This is a genomic window from Endozoicomonas sp. ALC020 (genome assembly GCF_049275935.1).
Classification (GTDB): Bacteria; Pseudomonadota; Gammaproteobacteria; order Pseudomonadales; family Endozoicomonadaceae; genus Endozoicomonas_A.
The window spans coordinates 1,706,937-1,729,604 of sequence record NZ_CP184830.1 but is presented as its reverse complement, the minus strand read 5'-3'; the positions used below and the strand labels follow the sequence as shown (position 1 = coordinate 1,729,604).

Genomic DNA, 22,668 nt, shown 5'->3' with positions numbered 1-22,668 from the left:
GGATGGCAAAACTGTCTCCCGTATTATCCCTGAGCCAGATGGGCGGAGTGAGGCCAGGAACAGACTAAACAACATAACTTCCCGGTGTCAGATGGATGATGTTATTTCCCCAATTGGGGAAAGCTGGGATGCTATGTCAGATTTCGTATAAAAAAACGTTCAGGGGGCTGACTTTTCTGATGACCGATCAAGACTTTCTCAGCCGTCCTTATGTCAGGGAATTACTCATCTTATGTCTGCAAAAGATAAACCAAAAGCTAAAGTACGTGAGGCGGTGACTGAGGATTTTGCCCGGGTTTATCCTTTGTTAAGGCAGCTAAACAGCACACGATATACAGAAGCCATATGGAAAAGGCTGTTTACTAATCTTTGGGGACAGGAGAATTGGTCACCGGGTTACGTACTGGATACTGGTGAAAGGATAGTGGGTTTTCTTGGCGGGCTCTATTCTGAGGAAATTGTTGACGGGCAGAGGCAGGTTACCTGTAACCTGACAGCATGGATTGTTGATGAAGCATATCGCAGTTCCTCCTTGATGCTATTGATGCCTTTTTTGCGTAAAAAGTCCGTGGTGCTCACCAGCCTGACCTCTTCACCTGAGGCCTATGCCGTTTATAAAAGACTTGGGTTTAAGGATCTTGATACCCACGCCAGAGTCATTTATCCATGGCCATCTTTTATGCATTCTCCAGAGTTGGTCACTGATCCAGAGAAGGTGAGAAAACTATTGAATGAGCAGGAGCGTCGATGTTTTGATGCTCATCTTCCTTTGGATGTTAGGCAGTGCGTGATCAGGAAGGAGGATCGTGTCTGTTATTTATTGATTACTCGTCGTTTAAATCGAGGTCACATACACCGGCTAGGCGATGTCGAACTGTTCAGAGAAACCATCAGCCAGGTGCGATGGCCTCTCTGTAAAGCATTGAGTGTTAAGGCATTACAGGTTGATGAGCGGTGGCTGGCTGGTAAACGATTGTTGCTGTCTCGTTTGAAACGCTTTTCTCAACCGAAGCAATATAGAGGCAGCATTCCGGCAGACAGGGTGAATGCCAGTTACTCAGAATTGGTGGTGTTGGCAACAAACTGAAGTGCTGCATTTTGTTGCTATAGGGCTGTAGGAATTGTTTGAGTTGGTGGTTTTGTAAGCTTAGATCGTGCCTTGGCTTCGCCTGATCTCATTGGCCAGCCAGTATTTAATCAGTGATTGATAAGGCATATCTCTTTTGTTGGCCTCTTGTTTGATGCCGTCCAGCAAGCTTTCCGGCAGTTGTAAGGTTATGGCCTTGGTTGAAGGCTTCAGGTTCGGCAAGGTAACAGCTTCAGCCTTGCACCAGTCCACATAACCACTTGAGTCGTGGTGTTCCCAGAATGCTCGCTCTTCTTCCTCGGTTTTGAAATCAGGTCGTTTTCGTGTATCGCTCATAGCCTGTTTCGGTACAAAAAATGACTCAGGAAGCCTGATCAATATAGCCCAACAAACTACCAACCGTTTCGAAGATGGTCGCATCAATATCATCATCTGCTACGTTGATGCCAAAAGACTCTTCCATAGCAGTGATCACACCCACTACAGCCATGGAGTCAAACTCAGGAAGAGCGCCCAAAAGCTGGGTCTCTTTGTCAAAGGCCTGGGTGTCGACTTCCAGCACTTCCGCCAGTATCGTTTTGAGTTCGTCAATGTGTGCCATTTATATTTCCTGGTACTGCCGATCTGGAGCCCGGCCCTTGAACAGTCTGTAGAAATAAATCAGAGGGGCAACTCTATAGAGTTTCGGGGTTGGCATCAAGCCGGATATGTTGGCAAGTCTGCTGCATTCTGGTTGGCTTTTTGAGTTTGGCTCAGTTTATTGAGGACAGTAAATAACGTCCATAACCACTTTATCAAAAGGCCTGCCGCCAGCTCTTGAAAATCTGACTCATTAATCTAGCCATTTCTTCATGCAATCACTTCCAGAGAGGCAATTTTCAGGCTATGGTGTTTCTCTGCTGTTTGAACGAAGTACTGGTTTTGGTAGCAGAATAGGATGAGCTGGGCTCATAAGGCGATTGCTCCGTAAAGAGGCTCCGTCCAAATCATCATACAACTCATTATTTGAGGGGTACGATTTGTATTTTTCTCTAATTACCAGGCCAACTGATGGCTAGGAAATTAGCCAGAAATTGTCTAAGCGCATTTTTCTAATATCTTTGATTGGTGATTTTCAAGAAAAGATTGTAAGCTATGACGGTGATTGTATTTGGTATTTTGAATCCTTTTTTATAAGCCCAGCATTTTATGTCATTTTTTATCTCTGGATTGTTCTTTATTAGTCGATATAAAAAATATGAGAAGTTACTCCTGCAGTTGCAAAAAATACTGGCAAGATTATACAGTCTTTCTAAAGTATGTTTGTATTCTTTGAACTCATCTCTGCTGATTTTATGTTTGTTTTTTATTACTTCGTAATGAAAAAAAATTTCTTTTTCTTTAAATGAATAGCCGAAATTTTCTGAGTTTCTTTTTATGGAGCTAGTTAGGGCGGATTTGTTTTTTTCTACTAGCTTTTTAGAAAATTGATTTGAATGTATTCTGTATTTCACTAATGGCTTTTTAATGATTCCTAACTGACATCTACTTTCTGTTATAGTTCTCATTAGGAAATCGTAGTCTTCAGCAAAGTCTATAGAACTATCGAATTGTAAATTTTCTATTGACTCCGCGCTCATCATTACTGTAGAGCAAGGTATAGTTTTTCCGAAAAAAAAGTAATTGAACTTTAGGCTGTTATCTTTCTCTGGATAAGACTTTATTTTGTTTTTCTTAGTATTGAACTCTTTTATCCATGAACCACAAACATCAATATTATTTGATTTCATGTAGTTGATTTGATCTTCTAGTCTGAACGGATAGCATATATCATCAGAATCTATAAGAGCAATATAAGATCCCGAAGCAACTGATAAGCCTCTGTTTCTAGCTTGCGATACTCCAAAATTCTCTTGCTCTAAATACTTTATTCTCTTTTCCCGGTCTTGTATTTTTAAAATAATATCTTTTGTTTTATCAGTGGAGCCATCATTGATAACTATTATCTCAATGTTATTATAGGTTTGGTTTATTATTGAAATTAAGCAATCTTCAATGTAAAGCTCAGAATTGAAAGCGGGTATAATTACACTAATAAGATTTTCTTGTGTGTTCATTGATAAACTTTATCCGCATTGGGGAAAAATCCTTTATTAGATAGAGAATGTGTTAACCCCAGATTCTTTGTTACTTATTTTTAATCAATTTATATAAATTCTTACTGATTTCTTGAAAAAGTTAAGGGCGAAGCACTAATTTTCATTTTAATAGCTATTCCTATTCCTAGAGGTAGCCAGAAATTAATCCAGTATATATGTGGTTTTGTGAAAATTTTGCTTACATCGGTTATGTAAGAAAAAAGTCCTATGCACAGCAAAGCAATTGCAATTTTAGTATTGATGTTTTCTCTACTGGTATATAGGTTTTTAATCAGTAAACATAATAAAAATGCAAACAAAAATAAGCCAATAAAACCTAGCTCATAGAATACTTGAAGATATATATTATGAGCGTGAAAGGCTATAGTTCTATTTTGATTGTATGGTATTTGAAATTTTGCTCCGGCACCGTGACCAAACCAAAACCTTTCAAGAGACCTTTTGTAGGTTGTAAGCCAAATGCTTCCCCTTTCACTAAATGTTTTATTGAGAAAATCCTCTGATTCTTCTAATGACTCCATGAATTTAAACTTTGAACCAGTTGCAATTATTCCAGATGAGACAAGTTCTATTTCGTTAGTGGTATAAGTTGACTGTCTATTGTTTAATGTGTCTGAAATGCCTGTCGATATTTGGTCAGAAAAGTAAATCAAAGAACTTGAAATTGTTATAGCTAGTAGCGCAATGGTTGATTTTTTATTCTTTATAAGAATCCATGAAAGAAAATAAGATAAGAATAATGAGATTATGGGGCCTCTGGACCAGGTAAACATGACATAGGTATTAAGTACTAATAAAGAAATTAACTTTAAGAAAGATCTGGCTTTTGATGATTTTCTATCCGAAAAAAGCACAAATAAAATAGCTGAAAATGATCCGTAATAGATGGCGGCAGGGATTGGGTTGTCAAGATTTCCAAAGCCCCAGTCACCCATGTTACTGATTCTATATTCTCGAACTCCGATGGGTGCATCCAGAATAAAGAAGTGATTCAATAATGAAATAGCTGCACCAATAGAGATTATTAGTGCTGATGTTTCGAGTATTCGGCTGAAGTCCCAATAATCTGAACGAATTAGCATATATATGCTGAATATAAATAATACAATGTATATACCATCTTTGATAAACCTACCTGCATCTTCATCTGTGTCGGACCATAAAAAGGATAGAGTGTACAGAACGATAAAACATAGGGTCAATATTGCTAAGGTATTGACCCTATGTTCTTTGAATACTTCCTTGCCCGAAGTGAAGAGCAGTATAAATGCAGGAAGAATAAGCCAAGTATAAGTTTGAGAGATATGTGAACTGTTGTTTGGAAGTATGATCTGCCCTGTTAGGAAAACAATCATACCAAATGGAATAATCCATTTTAAAATAATGTGGTTGGTTTTATCTTGTAGCGATATATTCATAAATAAAAAAATATAAAATTTTAACACTATATGCTGGCTCTTTAGACCACCACTGGCTAAGTATTTTCCAGGCTGAAGATTTGACTAGAAATACAGCGAATATAAGCATATCCTTCGCTTTTTCTTTATTTGGTAGAGCAATGACTGAACGCAAGAAGCAGATTTTACAGCTTCAGAACAGCTTTAATGTCATGTCTTCTGACTTGGCAGAGCAAATCATCAAGGCGCTGCCATCTGACCAGTACGAAATTACAACAGCCTTTCTGAAAGGAAAGCCAGAAGCGGGTCAACCTGTTAGCGCTGCCGGAAAATCGGTCTATTTTGATTTTAGTAGTAAGCAGCTCAAAGGGATTCGACGCTGGTTTGCTGTACGAAGACTGTTACGCTTTTGTCGAGAACATCATTTTGACGGCATCATATGCCATCGCTTCAAACCGACTCACATCATGCTCAACCTTGCCAGGAAGCTGAATACAAAAGCTTTTATCAGTATCGCCCATGGTTTTGGTGATTATGACCGCTCTTATCGGCAAAAACTGGTAAACAGATTGGCTGATGAACGCTGGTGCTTTGTAGGGGTATCAAAGCCGGTTCAGAGCTATCTTATGAACACTATAAACCGCTTGAATGAGAGCAATACGGCAGTGATCAGTAATGCTATTGATATTGAACAGGCCGTTTCGATACAGCTAAGCCGTGAGCAGGCGAGGCTGGAACTGGGGCTGCCTGAGGATCGTTTTATTTTTGGCACTATAGGTCGATTGGTCGAGATTAAAGGTCATGCTGTAATGATTGATGCTCTGGCTAACATTTACCGGAAATATCCGGCTGCTGCAGTGGCCATCATTGGTTGGGGTGAGGAAGAACAAAACCTCAGGCAGCAGATCAATAACCTTGGTTTGCAAAACAGTGTTTTCCTGCTTGGAAAGAGAGAAGAAGCCATCAAATATGTTAAGGCATTTGATGTCTTCACTCTGCCTTCCTTCACAGAAGGTCTGCCCCTCGCGTTATTGGAGGGCATGTCGGGTGCTTTACCCATCATAGGTTCAGATATAGATACCATAAAACCTTACATAGAAGGTTTAGGGCAGGTTACTAAAGCGGGTGATCCAGAGAGTTTGGCTAAGGCCATGGAATATTATCTTTCACTGCCACCTGCTGCTATGGCAGAAGAAGGTCGTCATCTCTACGAGGCACTTTGTACAAGACACAATATTAATGATTTTCGTGAGTCCTATCACGATCTGTTGGATAAGATGCTAACCCGAAAAAGTTGAGCCATACGTAATAAAAAACTGATTAAATTGAAATATGAAATCGTTATTCAGAGCTTTGGAACTATCAGGCATTTTTGCGGTGCTGGCTGTAATTGGTGCAGGCATGTACCTATACACCAGCTGGCTTTGGATAATGCTTTTCTTTATGGCCTATATTTTACACGGGCTATTTTTTGCAGATCATATTTACTATCGACGACGCTGTGATTATCAGTGGGAAGTCGATAGCAAAGATAGCCAGCAAGCCGTGTTTAATGACTCTGTTTTGATGTTACCTGAATCATTAAGAACGGGGGGGCACACTGTTTTTCTCAGAGTTAAGATCAGTGCGAAATTTTCCGGAAAGCTTTTTGATCCTGCTCTGAGGATTCTATCCAATGGTCAGAAGTACGCCCAGTTCTTTGAGCGCAGTTGTAAAGGCTTCCGTTATATCAATCTAACCCCTGCTATAGAAGCGTTGGAGTATGCAGAGACACTGAGTCTCAGTGGCAGGCATTGTCGATTTGACAAAAAAAATGCCGAACTGATTGCTTTTAAAAAGCCTGATCTGGTGGGCAAAAAAGTTTTATTTATCTCACCCCACGCGGATGATGCCGAAATTGCGGCTTTCGGTCTCTATAAAAATACCGACAGTCTTGTTGTAACCATTACCGCCGGAGAGGCTGAACCAGAAACTTTTGATCGCTACATCAGTGATAATAAACAGGCTGCCATTATGAAGGGCAGGGTAAGAGCCTGGGACAGTATCATGGTGCCACAATGGGCAGGACTGAAGAGTGATCGTGTTATTCAGCTGGGCTACTTTTGCAAGCATTTAAAGAAAATGTACGACAGCCCAGAGCAAACCATTTCATCTGAGTATGCAGGGGTATCGGATACCAGGGTTTTTCGGGAGTTTAATCATATCAAACTGGCTTCTGATAACCATGGCACAGCCAGCTGGCAGCAGCTGGTTGATGACCTTGCAGAGCTGGTCGCCCTCTTTAAGCCTGACTATGTGGTGACACCACACCTTAATGTAGATGCTCATCAGGATCATCGATATAGTACTGCGGCGATCCAAGAAGCGATTATAAATAGTCGGCGGACAGATGTTTTTTTCATGTATTACGCCAACCACTTGGCCAATACAGATATGTACCCGTTTGGTCCTTCTGGTTCCATTGTATCCCTGCCCCCTGTCACTGGCGATGCAGTGAAACTGTCGGGAGCATTCTCCTACACCCTGAATGACTCAGAGCAAAAAAATAAGATTATGGCCATAGAGATGAACCATGACCTGCGAAGGCCTGTCCGATTCAAAAAGTGGTTGAGAAAGTGCCTGCAAAAAGCTCTGATCAAGCGTTATCAGCCAGACTATGGTGAAGATGAGTTTTTCCGAAAGGCAATCAGAACTAATGAGTTGTTCTTCTATTAACGCCTTGTTGGTCCTTTCCAGCTGAATAGCAGAGCTCTCAATGCTTTTCTGAAGTAACTCGGTTCAAAAAAAGTAAAAGGTGATCGACTGATTGCTTGCCAGTAATACTTAAGGGCTTGTCGGTAGTCACCAGCAATGTAGAGTGATCTGAAAATAGAGAGCAGTCGTCTGGTTTCGTACATTGGTTTCAGTGACATAAAGCGCCAAGGTATTCTTTCCGTGCTGAACACCTCATCAATAAGATCCAGGCCAACAGAAAGGTCCAGCGTCACGTCGTTTCTCATGCTGTCGTCGTGTTTGTGTATTTTAGCAACAGGCTTGTTAAGTGTGATGCATGGATAGTTAGCCAGCACATAGGCAAACATGGGTATGTCTTCAACACATCTGAAGTGAGCAGGGTACTGGTACCCGTCAAAGATCTCCCTGTGCATGGCCGTTGCACCATTGGCGATAGGGAGTTCATCTTTCAAAAGATACATTTTGAAGAGGGCTGCATTATCTTCTGGAGCCTTTGGTCTGGGTCGAAAGCGTTCTCTCCCGTCCGGTTCTACAGCAATATGAGCACCAATTACCATTCTTGCATCAGGGCGTGAATCAATGGCTTGACTCAGACTTTCAAGAGCGTTTTCGGCCAGCTCATCATCGGCATCAAGAAACATTAAATATTGGCCAGAGGTCTCTAAAACGCCGCAGTTTCTTGTGGCAGCCAAACCTTTATTAGGTTGAGTAATGGCCCGAAAAGTGTTCGGGTATTGTACGGTCAACTCGCTAATGACCTCTTCCGTATTGTCTTTGGAACCATCATTAATGATCAGTAGCTCATAGTCCTTGCAGTTTTGCTCTATGACAGATTTTACAGAGCGCTTCAGAGTATGGGCGTAGTTATAGCAGGGTATGACAATACTGAATAATGGGACAGTCATAATGAGGAAGGATCGACAATATCCTTGCTGAGTTGGTTGATGACAGGTGTAAAGAAAGTACGGGCTTGAGGTTCATCTTTCCAGTTTCGGGCGAAGCGTGCCAGATCTTTGGGGTATTGCCTGAAATAGGTAGACGAGCAAGGATAGCTGGTTAAAGAGTCCAGATCTATCAATAAAGGCTGGTGATTCTGAATAATGAAATTCTGTCCTTTCAGGTCACCATGAATAATCAGAGATCGTTTCAAGGTATAAAGGATGTCATCTATTTCCTGAGCAACCGCAGGCCATTCAGGCTGAGGCTCAGCGCCTTCAGCAAAATATTTCATAGCATGAATACTTTCGACATATTCATGAATAACATAGCTGGTCTGTTTAAAAGGCCCCCAGCGCTTTTCCAGGAGAGCGACGGGCCGTGCCGTCGGGATGCCAATGCTCTCCAGTAACTGAGCAGCATGCCAGGTTACAGCTGCTCTTGATGGAATAAGGCTGCGAGTCAGGCTATAGAGAAACCCTTTTGAATTGTACCTTTTGATGAAATACTGTTTTTTCCCGAATGTCACAACAGCAACGGTCGTGGCTTTTCCTGTCTTAATGATATGGCCTTGTCGGATAAAGGGGTCGGGGTCAGCAAGAAGGTTTGAAAGCTCCGGGCATTCATCTCTCTGATCGGTAATAGCCAACTGAAACCAGGACTTCTGATAACTAAATCCTCTCCTGGGCTTTAGACATTCTTCCAGCTTTAATTCTTTCTGCTTGCGAATACGTTGTATTTCCTTCAACAGTTCGAGTGGGGCTTTATGCGTCTCAAGGAGGCGATCAAACTTGGGTGGTAGTTCGGCAAAATGTTCAGGGCGTTCATTAGCCACCATGGCGTGGCGGATAAACTCGGACTTTTCGGAATCAGAGCTCAGTGACTGCCATTTCTGAAGGAATGGATCAGGCATATCACTCCCTTCCTTCAAAGAAGTTGAGGATTTTGCGGATTCGAACCTTGTCACTTGCCCTCAGTCGGCCTCCACAATAGAGCCGATAAAATCTTAGCCGTTGAGTGCGTGTAAGATGCTGCTTGCCCATCTTATCCAAACAGGCCAGGTCTTTGATAATGCCTCGCTCCAGGAAAAAGGGAAGAACCTTCTGGCCAGCAGGACAGTCAATGAAACAGATTTCAGGCTCTTCATTCTGGGAAACCAGAATATTTCGCCATTTGAGATCAGTATGGATGAAGCTCTGGCTATGCATGGTCCTGACGGCTGGCGCTAATTGTTCAATAACTTTGGCTATCCAGATCCGATCTTTTAGCCAGGGAATACTGTCTCTGACCATCTGGCGAAGATCCAGTGTATTGGGAGCCTCTTCAGTCACCAGAGCACCGCGCGTCATGACACCCCATTGGATCTCCTGCCCATAAGCGACCACTTTAGCTGCAGGAATACCGTGTTCATGGAAAAACAGCATACTTTCCCACTCACCCCGGATACGACTTCTGCCAATGTAACGGCGAAGATTTTTTCCGCCCCCGGTATATCGTTTGAGATAGTAGCCTTTACCATCAATTTCGGTGCGGCACATGGAGCTGATGATATCCCGGGTAATTTCAACGCCGGTCATGGCAAACGTGCTCTCGAGCGTAGAGAAAGCATTACCAACCGGCGTGTCATTGTAGGATTCCGACAATGTCCAACTGGACGACATCAAAAAAGGAATGCGCATATTCTACATGGCCCATAACTGGGCGGAATCTTCACAAGTTCAAAGCTTGGATATTTCAGTGCAGATGGGGATTCCAAACGGTTTTTCTCATCAGGAATCGTAGTGTTGACATCCTCCCCGCCTAAAGAGGCTGTCGCAAAACTCTGGTTCCCATGCTCCAGCGAACCCATACCTATCTCGCGCTGCAGAGTACGCTTTTCAGGGGAGGTATGCATTCCCACGCAGAGCGTGGGAACGAGTTGTATGACCAATTGGATTTTGTCAGCATCTATGCCCCATTTCTTTTCGGCGCATTCGTTTGTACAGTTTTGTCGTTTTCATTTCTGCTGTTTTTCACCGGTTCATATATTGTTCCAGAGCTTCTCTCAAAGGCATGCTGTTTCACGCCTCTGGTATATCGTTTCAGGTAGTAGCCTTTATCACCAATCTCAATACGGCACATGGAGCTGATAATATCCCGGGTGGTTTCGCACCAATCACGGTATAAGTGCTCTCGAGCGAAGCGACAGCATTGCCAACCGGTGTGTTATTACAGGATTCCGTCAGTGTTCAACTGGATGACTTTGGCTCCTGTTTTGCCAAGGGGCAGTTATTTGCCTTTGACAGAGAGAGTTACGGCTCATATATGTTAGGGGTTTTGCCACTTGAAGCGAACTCTGTGGAAATTAGAAGTGTGAGGTAGCTTTTTGTTGTATTGAAGGCGTCCAGAGATAATACCGGGAAAAATGCCTATTGCTTGAGAGAATTGGCTGATAGCAGCTTTAGTGAAAACCCCTTCTTTCAAGAAAGCAGAGTATTCACTTTCAGGAATTAATGTTGTCTGTGCAAATTTATCTGCTTCAGACTCTTGTCTGATATATTGTTGATCTTTAGAATCATTTTCCAAGAATGTGATTCTTTTATCATGTAGCAAAATGTGTCCAATTTCATGCATTAAACTAAACCAAAATATATCAGACCAACTACCTCTCATAGACATCATTATTACAGCCTTGCTTTTGCCTATCCAGTAAGTTGCACCTGTAGTATAAGTTTTTGAGAAATGCGGGATGACAACTAACGCTATGCCACAATCGGCAAGTAAATTACTCAGCTTTTCTAACAGAGTATTTGGCTCTGTTTCAAAAGTAAGCTCTCTCAAAACCGGGAGAGATTGCTGAAGTTTTAATTTTTCAAATTGCCTGACTTCTTTTTTGGACGCAAGAATATGGCCAGCTCTAAGCCAAGCTGCCAGAGCTTCATGAGAAGTACTTTCTTTCTTATTCTGCCTGAATGCAGGAGCGTATTCCTTCACAGAAGTAATATGGAAGAGCGAGGAAACACCAAAAAATTTTCGGAGTTCTTTGACTTTCTCCAAAGGTTTTCTTGTTTTTTCAACAAGGCCTAATTTTGCTATCTCTGTATATGGGTAGGCAGAAGCTAATTGTAGCTCGTCTTCTGCCTTCTTTTCATCTGCAACCTTTGCCATTACCAAGCGATATTCGGACTCAAGATTGCTCCAGAAATACGCAGGCACACCGACAACTTGCTCAAGCTGAAGAGCGGTTTCTGGTGTGATAGCCTTTTCTCCTTTGAGAATCTCATTGATGGCTTGAGGAGGTCGACCCATTCTACGAGCTAGCTCTGCTTGGGTAATATCCATCTCTTCAAGCACTTCCTCCAAATACTCACCCGGGGGAATGGCCAAATCGGACACGTAAGTCTGTTCAGTCATCATAGTGCTTGCTCACTTCTTCAATCATTGCGATATTCAGCGTGTCACCCTCGACGGTGAATATCAGTCTATAAAACCCCGTCAGATTAATAGCATTCACCAGAGCACCGCACGTCATGACACCCCATTAGATCACCTGCCCATAAGCGATCACTTTGGCTGCAGGAAATGAAGGTTTAGGGCTAAGTTTTAAGCGTCACTCTTTCCCGCTTTTCGTTCCATGCGCTGATACAGTTTTACGGCTTTCTTCTCAATGCGATTGAGCAAAGCGCTGTATTTTTTTAATGTGTCTCTGAGAGACAGCCCTGTATAGGCTTTCAAAAAACGAAAAACATCATTTCGGCTGATGCCATAATCCATGGCAGAGAAGTAGAGTCCAGATAAGTCTTTGAGTCGCCAGCGCTCGGGAATTTTATCCCGAATCTGGGCCCGGTGAAGGTCAATCAGATAAAACTTCAAGTGTTTCGGATCAGGGGCCTGAGTTTTTGGCATCATGAAATGGCAAAGATAGTAATCACGATGATTGACGCCATTATCGTGGAGTTTTTTGCTGATTTCTGCCAGCTTCAACGTTATAGCCTGCTTCAATCGAAAGGAAGGAGGAGCGCTTTTCCAATGCTCGCAAAAATCCTCCAGAGTGACCATATTCGCCAGCTCTTCTGTCACCAGAAAAGAGCGAAGTGTGGCAGGGTTATTCCCGGTTTCTCCATAGGCGACAGGTGTCATAGTATCAATGCCAATCTCATGGAGTTTGTTCAGAGCTTCCCATTCGTTTCTTGCACCAAGAACGGGTTTACGCAAATGCATAAAGTTCTCAAGAATTTCAAACCAGCCGACACCGCCATGCACTTTGGCAAAATAGCCTTTGCCATTCAGTTCAAATCGAAAGGTACGGCGAGCTTCAAGTGCTCTGTAGACCTCTCCATCCATTGTTTCCAACAGGGATTGGGGGTCCTTGCCTTGCCAGGCTTTTTTAAAATCGTCTCTAAGATATAGCATTAAGAAATCGAGAAGTGGCCAGACTTTCGATCAGCCTGTTCAATAATAATATCAGCGGCCCGCTCAGGCAGGCTATACAGGTCCTCAGAGCGACTGAAAGCAATGGCATTGTTTTGCCATTCCAGCCAATGCTCTGAATCAAGCATTGTGCTGACAGCCTCATTCAGAGAAACCTGATTAAACGGACTTGGTAGTACAGTACCTGCTTTGGCGTCTTCGATATAGTGCGCATAGCCACAGACATCGGTGGTCAGCACAGGCAGCCCGGCAACCAATGCTTCTAGCAGAACGGTGCCGGTATTCTCGTTGTAAGCTGGATGGATCAGCAAGTCGGCACCCAGCAAAAATCGGGGCACATCATCTCGGCCAGCAAAAAAGCGAAGTTGGTGCTCAATACCTAATTGTTTGGCCAATGACTCAAAGGGTTTTTGTTTGTCCTGACCTATCACAAAGAAACGAGTGCTCTGTTTTTGACAAGCGGGTAATGAAGCAATAGCCCTGATGGCTCGATCCAAACCTTTGGTTTTGAAGCCAGAACCCACCATCAGAACGAGCTTGTCCCCATCAGTGAGTGAAAACTCTTTTCTGAATTTTGCCCTTACGGCCTCGGCATTTTCAGGTCGACATCGATCCTTTGAAATACCCGGAGGCAGCAAATGAATGCGCTCTTCAGGGGTATGGTAATACCGCTGAAAGACAGGCTTTTGCAGTGCAGATATCAGCAGGGAAACGGTTTTGCTTTCCTGAGAGAAAACCGCTTCCTCAAAGGCTTGGTAATATCGAAAGCGTGATGTGAGTCGATACCACCAGCCTTTTGATTGGGCTTTGTCCAGATAACAGGTGTCGGCGGCATAATAGATATCCAGCCCCGGCATTTTATTAAACCCTGTCAAAATGACTTCTGGCTGGTCGGCTAATGTTTTGCCGATCTGTTGTTGGAAGCTCTTCATCCTGACATGGTTTGAATGACCGTTGACTTTAAGAACCCGGATATCAAAACCGTCAGGCTTTTCGCCCTGCCAGCAGGTGGTAAAAACAAGAACTCTATGGCCTCTTTTCTGGCATTCAAGCGCAATCCTCAGAAAATCTCTCTGTAACCCCCCAAAAGGAAAATACTTATAAAGCGCAAAAGCCAATATCATGAAGACGCCTCTTGCAGAAGCTTCTCCAGGTAGGGCCAGACATAATCCGGGGTCATAGGGGTGAAAATGTCCGGGTCGGCTTTTGGAAGCTGGCATTCAGGGCACTGGTCAACGGTCAGATGAATCTGTGAGCTTCCGTAGGCTCCCACCCGGTCAGGACGGGTCGGGCCGTATAGAGATACAGCGGGTGTTTCCAGAGCTGCCGTCAAATGGCCTAGTCCTGTATCGACAGCAACCGCCGCTTTAGCATTTGCTATGACCCCGGCAATACCACTCAGGCTGAGGCGTGGCAGCACCTCAATATTATCGGAACATTTTGCGATGCAGTTGGCTCGTTCTTGCTCTTTTTCGTTGCCCCAGGGAATGACGATATGCATTCCCGCTGCCTGAACTTTATGGGCCAGTTGGCACCAGTAAGTTTCTGGCCAGTGTTTGGTGGGCCATGTGGTGCCATGAATAAAAACGACATAGGGTTTATTTTGAATCAGGTCGCCATCGAATCGGGATTGGTCGAGCAAAAACTGTCCGGGTTCTGTTGGCAATTCGTAGTCCAGTGATTTGGCAAACAGCTGTCGTACACGCTCGACGGCGTGTTGCCCCCAGTTAACCGTTTTTGGGAAGTCATAAAACTTGGCAGAAACGGGTTCCCGGGCTGAGTTTTTATTCAGCCCGAACTTGGGGCCCCGCGCCATTCGCGTAATAAGAGCGCTTTTCAATAATCCCTGGGCATCGATAACTGCATCGTATTCTCTGAATTTAAGATCTTTGCGAAAACGACGCCACTCGCCTGAGTGGACTGTGTTCAGGATCGATTTTCGCCATCTTCTCACCGCGACAGGTATGACTTTATCGACAGCAGGGTGCCAGCGCGGGATTTCCGCAAACCCTTCTTCTACGACCCAGTCAAACCGGATGCCCGGAATCGCTTTGGCAGCATCGGTGAGGGCTGGAAGTGTGTGAATCACATCGCCCATGGAGGTGGTTTTTACAATAAGAACTTTCAACCCTGAATCTCCAGAGTCTGTTCACCAGACAGTCGTTCCAGGGCGTCCAGAACCATTTCGGGTCCCAGCTTTTTCATGCAGTCCATGTGTTCCAGAGGACATTCACGTTTAAAGCAGGGGCTGCATTCCAGTCCCAACCAGAGTGTTTCACTGTTGTCGTTCATTGGCGGGGTATGAGCAGCAGTGGTCGAGCCATAAACAGCCACCAGAGGTCGAGAAAGTGCGGCGGCAATGTGCATAAGGCCAGAGTCATTGGAAACCACAGCATGGGCCAGAGACATCAGGTCAACGGCATCCGCCAAAGTGGTTTGTCCTGCCAGATTAAAACAACGTTTATGCAGGTTCCTGGGCAGGTAGCCCATGATTTCCTGGGTGACGGCATGGTCTTTTTCAGAGCCGAACAACCATATTTGCCAGCCTTTCTGAGCCATCGTCAAGGCCACTTCGCCGTAGTAACCGGCAGGCCATTGTTTCGAGGGGCCAAACTCAGCGCCAGGACAAAGCGCCAGAATGGGCAAGTCATCAGACAGTTGATAGCGATGCAATGCTTTGGCAACACTCTGGCTGTCAACACTCAAGGCAGGTTTGGGTAGAGGGGAGGGCAGTGGTGACTTATCCGGATAGGCCAGAGCAACAAAGCGTTCAACCATAAGAGGGTATTGCTCTTTGTCCAGAACTCTCAGGTCGTTAAGCAGGCCATACCTCATTTCTCCCCGCCAGCCAATTCTGACAGGAATGCCGGCAAGGAATGGAATCAGGGCAGACTTCAGTGAATTGGGCAGAAGAATGGTCCGGTCATACCCTTGTGCTTTCAGGTCTCTGGCTATTCTTCTGCGCACGGCCAGATTCAGGCTGCCATGGCCTACGGGCATATCAATCCCGTTCCGGACTTCAGGCATGCGCTCAATGATGGGGCGGCTCCAGCCTGGTGCCAGTACGTCGATGACAGCCTCTGGATGTTGTCGTTTCAGGGCAATGAACAAAGTTTGAGCCATTACCATATCCCCCACCCAGGAGGGACCGACAATCAAGTACTTCACGTTGCTGCAGTTCCTGTTTCAGGGAGGCTTCTGGAGCCTCCTGGGGATCGATCCGGAATCGATCTCTTGTAATTGGGCACGCTACCGCCCTCAGTGAGAGCACGCTGTCACCGATGGCAGAATATGCACACTGGACAGTGTCCAGTTTCAAATATGCAGGGTACCCCGTCTGAAGATAGGCCGGGGATACATTACATCCATGTAAATAAAAAGCGGCGTAGATTATACGCCACTTTTTCTGATCAATAACTCAGTAATTCTTACAGCTTATGGAATGAAAGCCAGTGATTCAGATCACATGAGCCAGCCACTCAGGGTATGCTTCCCGCTGGCCCTGAACCTGATCAAAGTACATAGTTTGCAGCTGTTCGGTGATGGGGCCACGTTGACCACTGCCGATGATGCGGCCATCGTGCTCGCGAATAGGCAGTACTTCAGCGGCTGTTCCGGTGAAGAAAGCCTCTTTGGCAATATAAACTTCGTCACGGGTAATGCGCTTTTCCCTGACTTCCAGACCCAGTTCCCCGGCAAACCGGATAATGGTGTCACGGGTAATTCCTTCCAGACAGGAAGTCAGCTCAGGTGTGTAGAGAATACCATCTTCTTTGACAATGAAGATGTTTTCACCACTGCCTTCCGCCACGTAACCTTCGTTGTCCAGCAGCAGAGCTTCTTCGCAGCCGCTGTCCAGTGCTTCACGCAGTGCCAGCATGGAGTTCATGTAGTTACCATTGGCCTTGGCCTTGCACATGGTGATGTTTACGTGGTGACGGGTGTAGGAAGAAGTACGGATTTTGATACCTTTCTCTTTGGCGTCAGGGTCCATGTAAGAAGGCCAGTTCCATGCAGCAACGATGCAGTGAACAGTTAGCCCTTCTGCACGAAGGCCCATGCCTTCAGAGCCCAGGAAGCACATGGGGCGGAGATAGGCACTGTCAAGACCGTTCTCACGAACCACCAGCTTTTGAGCTTCGATCAGCTCTTCACGGGAGTAAGGGATCTTCATACCCAGGATATGAGCACTTCTGAACAGTCGATCCGTATGTTCTTCCAGACGGAAAATAGCAGGACCCTTGTCGGTGTTGTAGGCTCGAACACCCTCAAAGACGCCCATGCCATAGTGCAGGGTATGGGTCAGAACGTGGGTTTGTGCTTCTCGCCATGGAACCAGCTTGCCATCAAACCAAATAACGCCATCTCTATCGGCGAAGGACATGCGAAAACTCCCGATGCAATCCAGTAATTTTAACCATGAGAATGTAGCTAAGTTCATCGCCAAATGGGCAGCTTTGTTTTCTCACGGTGGTATTGTGATTTTATTGAAGACCCTTAGTGAAAGTCTTGTCATCACTTTGGGTGACAAAAGTCTTTCTGTGCTCATGGTTGTTTCGTGTTCATGGCTACTCAGCCCGGTGGGTCTCAAGCCAGGCTTGCAGGCCGCTGTGGGTAAGGCGGCCATGATTCTGTCTGTGCTTCGGTTATCTGCAGGCAGACGAGTATTGGATCATACTTTGCCACTGATTCCAAACCGCCGGGACATTCATTCCAGCCATAGCTGCCAAAGCGCTTCAACCTGACGGGTGAAGGGCTCCACCAGGGGAATTTCCACAAAGGATGGCTCGTTTTGCAAAGCTTTCAAGTGAGCCGCTTTTCTCAAGACTTTATAAGCTTCTCTAAGCCCTTTGCCTTCACTGGCTGTCAGGTAGCCGACTTTTTCCAGTGACTCCGAGATTCGAATGTTATCCGGAAATTGCGCAATTTCCGGGTGAGTGTGAGCATGGGCTAATACGGCGTATTGCATAAGAAACTCAATATCGACAATGCCGCCGCGATCGTGCTTTAGATTAAAGAGGGGTTGCCCCTGTTCATCCCGTCGGGACTTTGTCAGATGCTCTTGCATTTTATGGCGCATCCTGATGACTTCTGCCTTCAAGGTGGCAGGGTCCCTGCCAATGGCCAGAATACTTTTGCGAAGTGATTCAAACTTTGCTGTCAGCTGTTTATCGCCAGCTACTGCCCTGGCCCGGACCAGAGCCTGATGCTCCCAGGTCCAGGCGTCATTGCGCTGGTACTTTTCGAAAGATGTGAGTGAACTGACCAGCATTCCTGAAGCGCCTGAAGGGCGCAGACGCATGTCGACTTCATAGAGTCTTCCGGAAGGGGTTTGAGCGGTGAGAATGTGTATGATTCTCTGTCCCAGTCGTGTATAGAAGGTAGAACTTTCTATGGAGCGCGAGCCGTCTGTTTCTTTATTGAGAGCGCCGTTATGCACGAACACCAAATCCAGGTCCGATCCCGGACTGAGTTCAATGCCACCCAGTTTGCCGTAGCCAATGATGATAAAGCCAGGATCGCAGATGGAACCGTCTTCACCCACAGGGTGCCCATGTCGCTCAACCATGGTTTTCCATGCGAGGCCGACCACTTGATCCAGCAAGGCTTCGGCAATCCAGGTCAGGTAATCGCTTTCCTTCATTAAGGGTAATGTACCAGCAACCTGTGCTGCCGCTACTTTCAAAAGATGTGACATCTTGAAGTAGCGCAGCGCTTCCATCTGGGCCTCCAGATCATCTTCCGGAATATGAGTCAGTTGTTGTCTGAGGTCGTGCTCAAGTTCCGCTTTTTTGGGTGGGTTATAGAGATCACCAATATCCAGGAACTCATCCAGCAAGGCCGGATGTCGGGCAATCTGGTCTGCTATCCAGGGGCTGGCGGTACAGAGGCTGATCAGGTGCTCCAGAGCTTTGGGGTTTTCCATCAGCAAAACCAGGTAAGCCGTTCGGCGTAAAACACTTTCAATAAGCGGAAGAATTCGGGTCAGTGCCAGATCAGGCTGTTCGCTACGACCGATATGTTCCAGCAGCGAAGGCATGAAGTGGTCAAGTCGCTCACGGCTTTGGCGGCGGATTCTGGTGATGGCTCTGCCATCCCTGAGCGCTGACAGACGTTGCCTCGATGCTTGTGGCTCTGAAAAGTGGTTCTCCTGGAATTGTTTTAATTCCTCGTCTTCGTTGAGATTGCCCTGCCAGAGCAGCTTCCAGTGCTCCTGAACCGTCTGTTCCTGATCGTTGGATGTATCCGGTAAGGACACAACCTCATCAAAGTGTCCCAAGACCTGCTCTCTGTGATGATCCAGCTTACTCATCAGGGAAGACCAGTCCTGGTGCCCTGCAATAAAAGCAACTCTTTCCTGTTGCAGGGTATCGACCGGCAGTTCCTGAGTCTGTCTGTCTTGCAGCGCCTGAATAGCATGCTCTAAATTTCGAAGGTATATGTAGGCTTCAGTTAACGCCTGTGTAACGAACTCTGGCAGGTAATGCGGCGAGAGTCGGTTGAGAATGTTGAGCAGTCCCTTTTCCTGAAGGCTTCGATCCCGGCCACCGTGGATCAGCTGAAATGATTGGGCAATAAATTCAATTTCTCTGATGCCGCCGGGACCTAATTTGATGTTGCCCTGCATGCCTTTGCGCTTTACTTCTCTTTGAATCAGGGCCTTCATATCCCTGAGGGCAGAAATAGCACTGAAATCAATGTACTTTCTAAAAGTGAATGGCTTCAGAATGTTGAGCAGATTCTGACCTTCCGGGATATCTCCGGCAATGGCCCTGGCCTTGATCATGGCATAGCGTTCCCAGTCTCTGCCCTGATCCTGATAATACTGCTCCATAGCGGAAAAACTCATGGCCAGTGCACCGCTGGTACCATAAGGCCTCAGTCGCATATCAACCCGGAACACAAAGCCGTCCACCGTTTGATTGTCCAGGACTTTGATCAGACGTTGCCCAAGCCGGATAAAGAACTCCTGATTATCCAGAGAGCGAGCTCCACCCAACGTTTCACCCTTATGGGGATAGGTGAACATCAGGTCGATGTCGGAAGAAAGATTCAGTTCCTGCCCACCCAGCTTGCCCATGCCGAGTACGATCATCTTTTGTGGTTGAGGTGTTTCTCCATAGGAAGCCCCCATCGGGGTACCCCAGGTTTTGCAGGCTTCTTCATACAGCCAGTCCATTGACTGATCGACGCAGGCATCCGCCATAGCAGAAAGATCCAGTGTGGTTTCCTGCATGGAGCACAGGCGGTTGAGGTCACGCCAGATGATTTTGACCATCTCACGGTTTCTGTAGACCCGGAGTTGCTGCATCAGGTCATTTTCGTTGAGGACTTCCTGAGTCAGCAGGCGGAGGGCATCCTGATGCCTCTCGGGTTTGGGGTTTTTTAATAAATCCGGATTCTGATGGAGTTGGAAAACAAGATCCGGATGCTTCAGGCATTGTTCAAAAGCAAAGTCGCTGCCCGCCCAGGTTTTATAAAGTTGGGAGAGAAAATCGGGAGATAATGAGTCAGATCTGTCAGCCAGATCTTTTGCTCGACAGGTTTCCAGAAACTCGTCCCATTGCTTGTTCAGGATGCTTTTTACCGATGCAGGGCAGTTCATTCGCTCAAGGCTTTTGATTGACTCAAGGCTGTAATCTGGCGACGCCATTAGTGGAAGCCCTCTTTAGCAAGGTGGGTGAGCAGTGCTCGAACTTTGGGGGTTGAGCCACGGTGACTGGGATACAACGCATATAAGTCCACAGGCTCGAACTGCCAATCGGGCAGAATATTGATGAGCGTACCTGCTGCCAGGGCATGCTTTGCCATGTACTCTGGCAGTTCGGTGATACCCAACCCCCTGATGGACATTCTCATCAGCATGGAAAAGTCATCGCAGCGTAGACTCGGCTCAAACTTCAGGGTTCTATTTTCTTGTCCGCAAAAGAGATGCCAATCGGGATTGCGCTCCTTTGCACTCATCAACATTAGCGGATGCTCTAATAAGTCGCCCGGCGTTTTGATTTTATGTTTTGCAAAACTCGGAGCCGCATAAAGACGCAGATGGATGGAGCAGAGTTTCCTGGCAATCAGTCCAGAGTCTGGCAAGTCTCCAATTCTAAACGCCAGATCGTACCCCTCTTCAATCAAATCAACACGTCGATTAGTCAAACTAAGATCAAGTTCAACCTCAGGATAGAGTTGGCAGTATTCGGCAAGGTGGTCACCAAGCAGTGACTGTCCAACCCCGAGAGAGGTACACACTCGCAAACGGCCCTGAGGTTTTTCCAGCATGGATTCCACTGCACTGCCTGCAGCTTCATATTCCTCTTTGATTCTTTTGCAGTACTGATAGTAGCGCAGACCGATTTCAGTCAGATGCAAGGTTCTGGTTGAACGTTCCAACAGCCGCACACCCAACCGGGACTCCAGCCGGGTGATCTTGCGGCTGATGTTGGATTTCGGTGTATTCAGTGCTTCTGCTGCCTGAGTAAAGCTGCCTCTCTCGACTACCGTTGCAAATACCATCAGATCATTAAGGTCAGTCATTTGTTATCAAATATTGAACAGTGTTTTGTATGAATGAATATATATCAACTTTGGATAACAAACTAATCTGGTTTCATCACTGACTGGAAAACAGGGATTGAGCGATGGAAATTTTGACCTTAGAGCAACTACCACAGGGCGGTTTTGCCGGACTGGAAGAAAAACAGGTCGTCACAGATCAGCGAGTATTTGGTGCTCGAAAGCGACCTGAGACGGCTAACGGCATAGGTAACTTCGTTTATCTTGCTGATGCCAGCTTCTTGCCCCACGGCGAGACAGGTATGCACCCCCACCAAGAGATCGACGTCATCAGTGTGATGGCAAAAGGCCGGATAAGCCACGCTGGATCTTTGCAACACGGCAAAGGTTTAGTGGCCCCGGAGGCGCAGGTACAACGAGCGGGAGGTGAAGGGTTTGCACATAACGAAGTGAATCCGGATGAAACCCCCAATCAATTGATTCAACTGTGGGTTCTGCCAGAAACAAAAGGCGAGCCAGCCGGTTACAAGGCTTATACCCCGGAAACCAATGTCAGAACACGCATCTATGGAGGAAGTAAAAAACAGACGAAAACGTTTGATAGCCACACCGTGGTAGAAATGGTTCAGGCCACCGAAGGATACCAGACAGAGCATAGCGGTGAGGTTTTGGCTTATCTCAGTACTGGCAAGGCAAGCATTAATGGCGAAACCATTCAGGCTGGCACTCTGGTAAGAGCGACGGAATTGAACTTTGTCGCCCAACAAGAGAGCCAGCTGATTCTGATTTTTACCGAATCTTTTGAATGAAACAGAGCACTGATAAGGACATGACCATGACAACAAAATACTCTGAGTTTTTAACGCCGGACAACGCTGTATTAACAATGATCGACCACCAGACGGGTTTGATGGTCGGGCTGGGTGATGAACACCCGACGGTGCTGAAAAACAACATTGTTGGCCTGACCAGAACGGCAAAAGCCATTGGCTTGCCATCGGTGGTGACTGCCAGCTTGCCTGAGGGGCCAAATGGTCCGGTGATGCCTGAAATTACCGACGTACTGGGCGGGGAAGTGATTGAGCGTGAAGGGCAGATCAATGCCTGGGATAGCCTGGCGTTCAGGCAAGCCATTGAGAAAACAGGCCGCAAAAAAATCATCATGGCCGGTGTTGTAACGGACGTATGTTTATTATTTCCGGCATTGTCCGCCATTGAAGAAGGCTACGATGTGTATGCCGTGATCGATGCCTCGGGTACCTGGAATAAAACGGTTCAGGAAGTCACGATACAGCGTTTGGCTCAGGCGGGTGTGAAAGTGACGACCTGGGCTTCGGTTCTGGCAGAGCTGATGAACGACTGGCGCAGTGAATACGGTGAAGCGTTGGGGCAGGTATTGGCTGAGCATACGACCAAATACGGTTATGTGATGAACAGTTATTTCGCAAGAGGATAG

General features: G+C 46.0%; 21 protein-coding genes. 6 read left to right on the top strand and 15 right to left on the bottom strand.

The features are described from left to right. Positions 1-232 precede the first annotated feature (232 nt). Entirely contained in the window at positions 233-1,087 is an 855-nt protein-coding gene (locus ACOJUO_RS05725) for a hypothetical protein (RefSeq protein WP_422139209.1), read from the top strand. Between the two features lie 60 nt (positions 1,088-1,147). On the opposite strand, the gene ACOJUO_RS05720 is transcribed toward ACOJUO_RS05725, so the two are convergent. The 4 genes from ACOJUO_RS05720 to ACOJUO_RS05705 form a co-directional block, all read right to left on the bottom strand. Further along, positions 1,148-1,423 (bottom strand): BrnA antitoxin family protein, encoded by a 276-nt coding sequence (locus tag ACOJUO_RS05720; protein WP_422135772.1) that lies wholly within the window; start codon positions 1,421-1,423, stop codon positions 1,148-1,150. Between the two features lie 25 nt (positions 1,424-1,448). Beyond that, a complete protein-coding gene (locus tag ACOJUO_RS05715; RefSeq protein ID WP_422135771.1) occupies positions 1,449-1,688 on the bottom strand; it encodes an acyl carrier protein in 240 nt (79 codons plus the stop codon). A 490-nt stretch (positions 1,689-2,178) separates the two neighbouring features. Next, positions 2,179-3,183 carry a glycosyltransferase family 2 protein gene (locus ACOJUO_RS05710; protein WP_422139207.1) on the bottom strand — a complete coding sequence of 335 codons (1,005 nt, stop codon included), beginning with the start codon at positions 3,181-3,183 and terminating at the stop codon, positions 2,179-2,181. 101 nt (positions 3,184-3,284) lie between these two features. Continuing rightward, positions 3,285-4,670: an O-antigen ligase family protein gene (locus tag ACOJUO_RS05705; RefSeq protein WP_422139206.1), complete on the bottom strand. Its 1,386-nt coding sequence runs from the start codon at positions 4,668-4,670 to the stop codon at positions 3,285-3,287. Positions 4,671-4,783: 113 nt separating this feature from the next. Here ACOJUO_RS05705 and ACOJUO_RS05700 point away from each other — a divergent pair, with 113 nt between their 5' ends. Together ACOJUO_RS05700 and ACOJUO_RS05695 are read left to right on the top strand one after the other, a co-directional pair. Beyond that, entirely contained in the window at positions 4,784-5,920 is a 1,137-nt protein-coding gene (locus tag ACOJUO_RS05700; protein ID WP_422135768.1) for a glycosyltransferase, read from the top strand. Between the two features lie 34 nt (positions 5,921-5,954). Next, the gene (locus ACOJUO_RS05695) at positions 5,955-7,337 is read left to right on the top strand and encodes a PIG-L family deacetylase (protein WP_422135767.1); all 1,383 of its coding nucleotides are present in this window, start codon (positions 5,955-5,957) and stop codon (positions 7,335-7,337) included. Here ACOJUO_RS05695 and ACOJUO_RS05690 read toward each other — a convergent pair. The 9 genes from ACOJUO_RS05690 to ACOJUO_RS05650 all read right to left on the bottom strand — a co-directional run bounded on the left by ACOJUO_RS05690 (position 7,334) and on the right by ACOJUO_RS05650 (position 17,085). Next, on the bottom strand, positions 7,334-8,260 hold the full coding sequence (locus tag ACOJUO_RS05690; RefSeq protein WP_422139205.1) for a glycosyltransferase family 2 protein: 927 nt from the start codon (positions 8,258-8,260) through the stop codon (positions 7,334-7,336). The genes ACOJUO_RS05695 and ACOJUO_RS05690 overlap by 4 nt on opposite strands. Beyond that, positions 8,257-9,204, bottom strand: coding sequence for a lipopolysaccharide kinase InaA family protein (locus ACOJUO_RS05685; protein ID WP_422139204.1), 948 nt, complete (start codon positions 9,202-9,204; stop codon positions 8,257-8,259). The genes ACOJUO_RS05690 and ACOJUO_RS05685 overlap by 4 nt, the downstream gene beginning before the upstream one ends. Position 9,205: 1 nt before the next feature. Next, complete coding sequence (locus ACOJUO_RS05680; RefSeq protein WP_422135764.1) at positions 9,206-9,970, bottom strand: lipopolysaccharide kinase InaA family protein; 765 nt, start codon at positions 9,968-9,970, stop codon at positions 9,206-9,208. A gap of 628 nt (positions 9,971-10,598) precedes the next feature. Continuing rightward, positions 10,599-11,687 (bottom strand): HigA family addiction module antitoxin, encoded by a 1,089-nt coding sequence (locus tag ACOJUO_RS05675; RefSeq protein WP_422139203.1) that lies wholly within the window; start codon positions 11,685-11,687, stop codon positions 10,599-10,601. A gap of 186 nt (positions 11,688-11,873) precedes the next feature. Further along, positions 11,874-12,683 carry a lipopolysaccharide core heptose(I) kinase RfaP gene (rfaP, locus tag ACOJUO_RS05670; protein ID WP_422139202.1) on the bottom strand — a complete coding sequence of 270 codons (810 nt, stop codon included), beginning with the start codon at positions 12,681-12,683 and terminating at the stop codon, positions 11,874-11,876. Continuing rightward, positions 12,683-13,825 (bottom strand): glycosyltransferase family 4 protein, encoded by a 1,143-nt coding sequence (locus tag ACOJUO_RS05665; protein ID WP_422139201.1) that lies wholly within the window; start codon positions 13,823-13,825, stop codon positions 12,683-12,685. The genes rfaP and ACOJUO_RS05665 overlap by 1 nt, the downstream gene beginning before the upstream one ends. Continuing rightward, the gene (gene waaC / locus ACOJUO_RS05660) at positions 13,822-14,829 is read right to left on the bottom strand and encodes a lipopolysaccharide heptosyltransferase I (protein WP_422135759.1); all 1,008 of its coding nucleotides are present in this window, start codon (positions 14,827-14,829) and stop codon (positions 13,822-13,824) included. The genes ACOJUO_RS05665 and waaC overlap by 4 nt, the downstream gene beginning before the upstream one ends. After that, complete coding sequence (waaF, locus tag ACOJUO_RS05655) at positions 14,826-15,869, bottom strand: lipopolysaccharide heptosyltransferase II (protein WP_422135758.1); 1,044 nt, start codon at positions 15,867-15,869, stop codon at positions 14,826-14,828. Before waaF ends, waaC begins: the two co-directional genes overlap by 4 nt. 289 nt (positions 15,870-16,158) lie before the next feature. Then, the gene (locus tag ACOJUO_RS05650; protein ID WP_422135757.1) at positions 16,159-17,085 is read right to left on the bottom strand and encodes a branched-chain amino acid transaminase; all 927 of its coding nucleotides are present in this window, start codon (positions 17,083-17,085) and stop codon (positions 16,159-16,161) included. Positions 17,086-17,098: 13 nt separating this feature from the next. Between ACOJUO_RS05650 and ACOJUO_RS05645 the strand changes: the two genes are divergently transcribed. Then, positions 17,099-17,446, top strand: coding sequence for a hypothetical protein (locus tag ACOJUO_RS05645; RefSeq protein ID WP_422139200.1), 348 nt, complete (start codon positions 17,099-17,101; stop codon positions 17,444-17,446). Here the strand turns inward: ACOJUO_RS05645 and glnE are convergent. Then, the gene (glnE, locus tag ACOJUO_RS05640; protein WP_422139199.1) at positions 17,410-20,355 is read right to left on the bottom strand and encodes a bifunctional [glutamate--ammonia ligase]-adenylyl-L-tyrosine phosphorylase/[glutamate--ammonia-ligase] adenylyltransferase; all 2,946 of its coding nucleotides are present in this window, start codon (positions 20,353-20,355) and stop codon (positions 17,410-17,412) included. The genes ACOJUO_RS05645 and glnE overlap by 37 nt on opposite strands. After that, on the bottom strand, positions 20,355-21,233 hold the full coding sequence (locus tag ACOJUO_RS05635) for a LysR family transcriptional regulator (protein WP_422139198.1): 879 nt from the start codon (positions 21,231-21,233) through the stop codon (positions 20,355-20,357). Before ACOJUO_RS05635 ends, glnE begins: the two co-directional genes overlap by 1 nt. 104 nt (positions 21,234-21,337) lie before the next feature. Between ACOJUO_RS05635 and ACOJUO_RS05630 the strand changes: the two genes are divergently transcribed. Next, positions 21,338-22,021, top strand: coding sequence for a pirin family protein (locus ACOJUO_RS05630; RefSeq protein WP_422135753.1), 684 nt, complete (start codon positions 21,338-21,340; stop codon positions 22,019-22,021). Between the two features lie 26 nt (positions 22,022-22,047). Next, complete coding sequence (locus tag ACOJUO_RS05625) at positions 22,048-22,668, top strand: isochorismatase family protein (RefSeq protein WP_422135752.1); 621 nt, start codon at positions 22,048-22,050, stop codon at positions 22,666-22,668.

Coding starts and splice junctions, on each gene's coding strand:
- ACOJUO_RS05650 (WP_422135757.1), bottom strand. CDS start 17,085: ATGTCCTTCGCCGATAGAGATGGCGTTATTTGGTTTGATGGCAAGCTG.
- ACOJUO_RS05725 (WP_422139209.1), top strand. CDS start 233: ATGTCTGCAAAAGATAAACCAAAAGCTAAAGTACGTGAGGCGGTGACT.
- ACOJUO_RS05715 (WP_422135771.1), bottom strand. CDS start 1,688: ATGGCACACATTGACGAACTCAAAACGATACTGGCGGAAGTGCTGGAA.
- ACOJUO_RS05645 (WP_422139200.1), top strand. CDS start 17,099: ATGCAATCCAGTAATTTTAACCATGAGAATGTAGCTAAGTTCATCGCC.
- ACOJUO_RS05695 (WP_422135767.1), top strand. CDS start 5,955: ATGAAATCGTTATTCAGAGCTTTGGAACTATCAGGCATTTTTGCGGTG.
- ACOJUO_RS05625 (WP_422135752.1), top strand. CDS start 22,048: ATGACAACAAAATACTCTGAGTTTTTAACGCCGGACAACGCTGTATTA.
- ACOJUO_RS05700 (WP_422135768.1), top strand. CDS start 4,784: ATGACTGAACGCAAGAAGCAGATTTTACAGCTTCAGAACAGCTTTAAT.
- rfaP (WP_422139202.1), bottom strand. CDS start 12,683: ATGCTATATCTTAGAGACGATTTTAAAAAAGCCTGGCAAGGCAAGGAC.
- ACOJUO_RS05680 (WP_422135764.1), bottom strand. CDS start 9,970: ATGCGCATTCCTTTTTTGATGTCGTCCAGTTGGACATTGTCGGAATCC.
- ACOJUO_RS05665 (WP_422139201.1), bottom strand. CDS start 13,825: ATGATATTGGCTTTTGCGCTTTATAAGTATTTTCCTTTTGGGGGGTTA.
- ACOJUO_RS05690 (WP_422139205.1), bottom strand. CDS start 8,260: ATGACTGTCCCATTATTCAGTATTGTCATACCCTGCTATAACTACGCC.
- ACOJUO_RS05630 (WP_422135753.1), top strand. CDS start 21,338: ATGGAAATTTTGACCTTAGAGCAACTACCACAGGGCGGTTTTGCCGGA.
- ACOJUO_RS05710 (WP_422139207.1), bottom strand. CDS start 3,183: ATGAACACACAAGAAAATCTTATTAGTGTAATTATACCCGCTTTCAAT.
- ACOJUO_RS05675 (WP_422139203.1), bottom strand. CDS start 11,687: ATGATGACTGAACAGACTTACGTGTCCGATTTGGCCATTCCCCCGGGT.
- ACOJUO_RS05635 (WP_422139198.1), bottom strand. CDS start 21,233: ATGACTGACCTTAATGATCTGATGGTATTTGCAACGGTAGTCGAGAGA.
- ACOJUO_RS05720 (WP_422135772.1), bottom strand. CDS start 1,423: ATGAGCGATACACGAAAACGACCTGATTTCAAAACCGAGGAAGAAGAG.
- glnE (WP_422139199.1), bottom strand. CDS start 20,355: ATGGCGTCGCCAGATTACAGCCTTGAGTCAATCAAAAGCCTTGAGCGA.
- ACOJUO_RS05685 (WP_422139204.1), bottom strand. CDS start 9,204: ATGCCTGATCCATTCCTTCAGAAATGGCAGTCACTGAGCTCTGATTCC.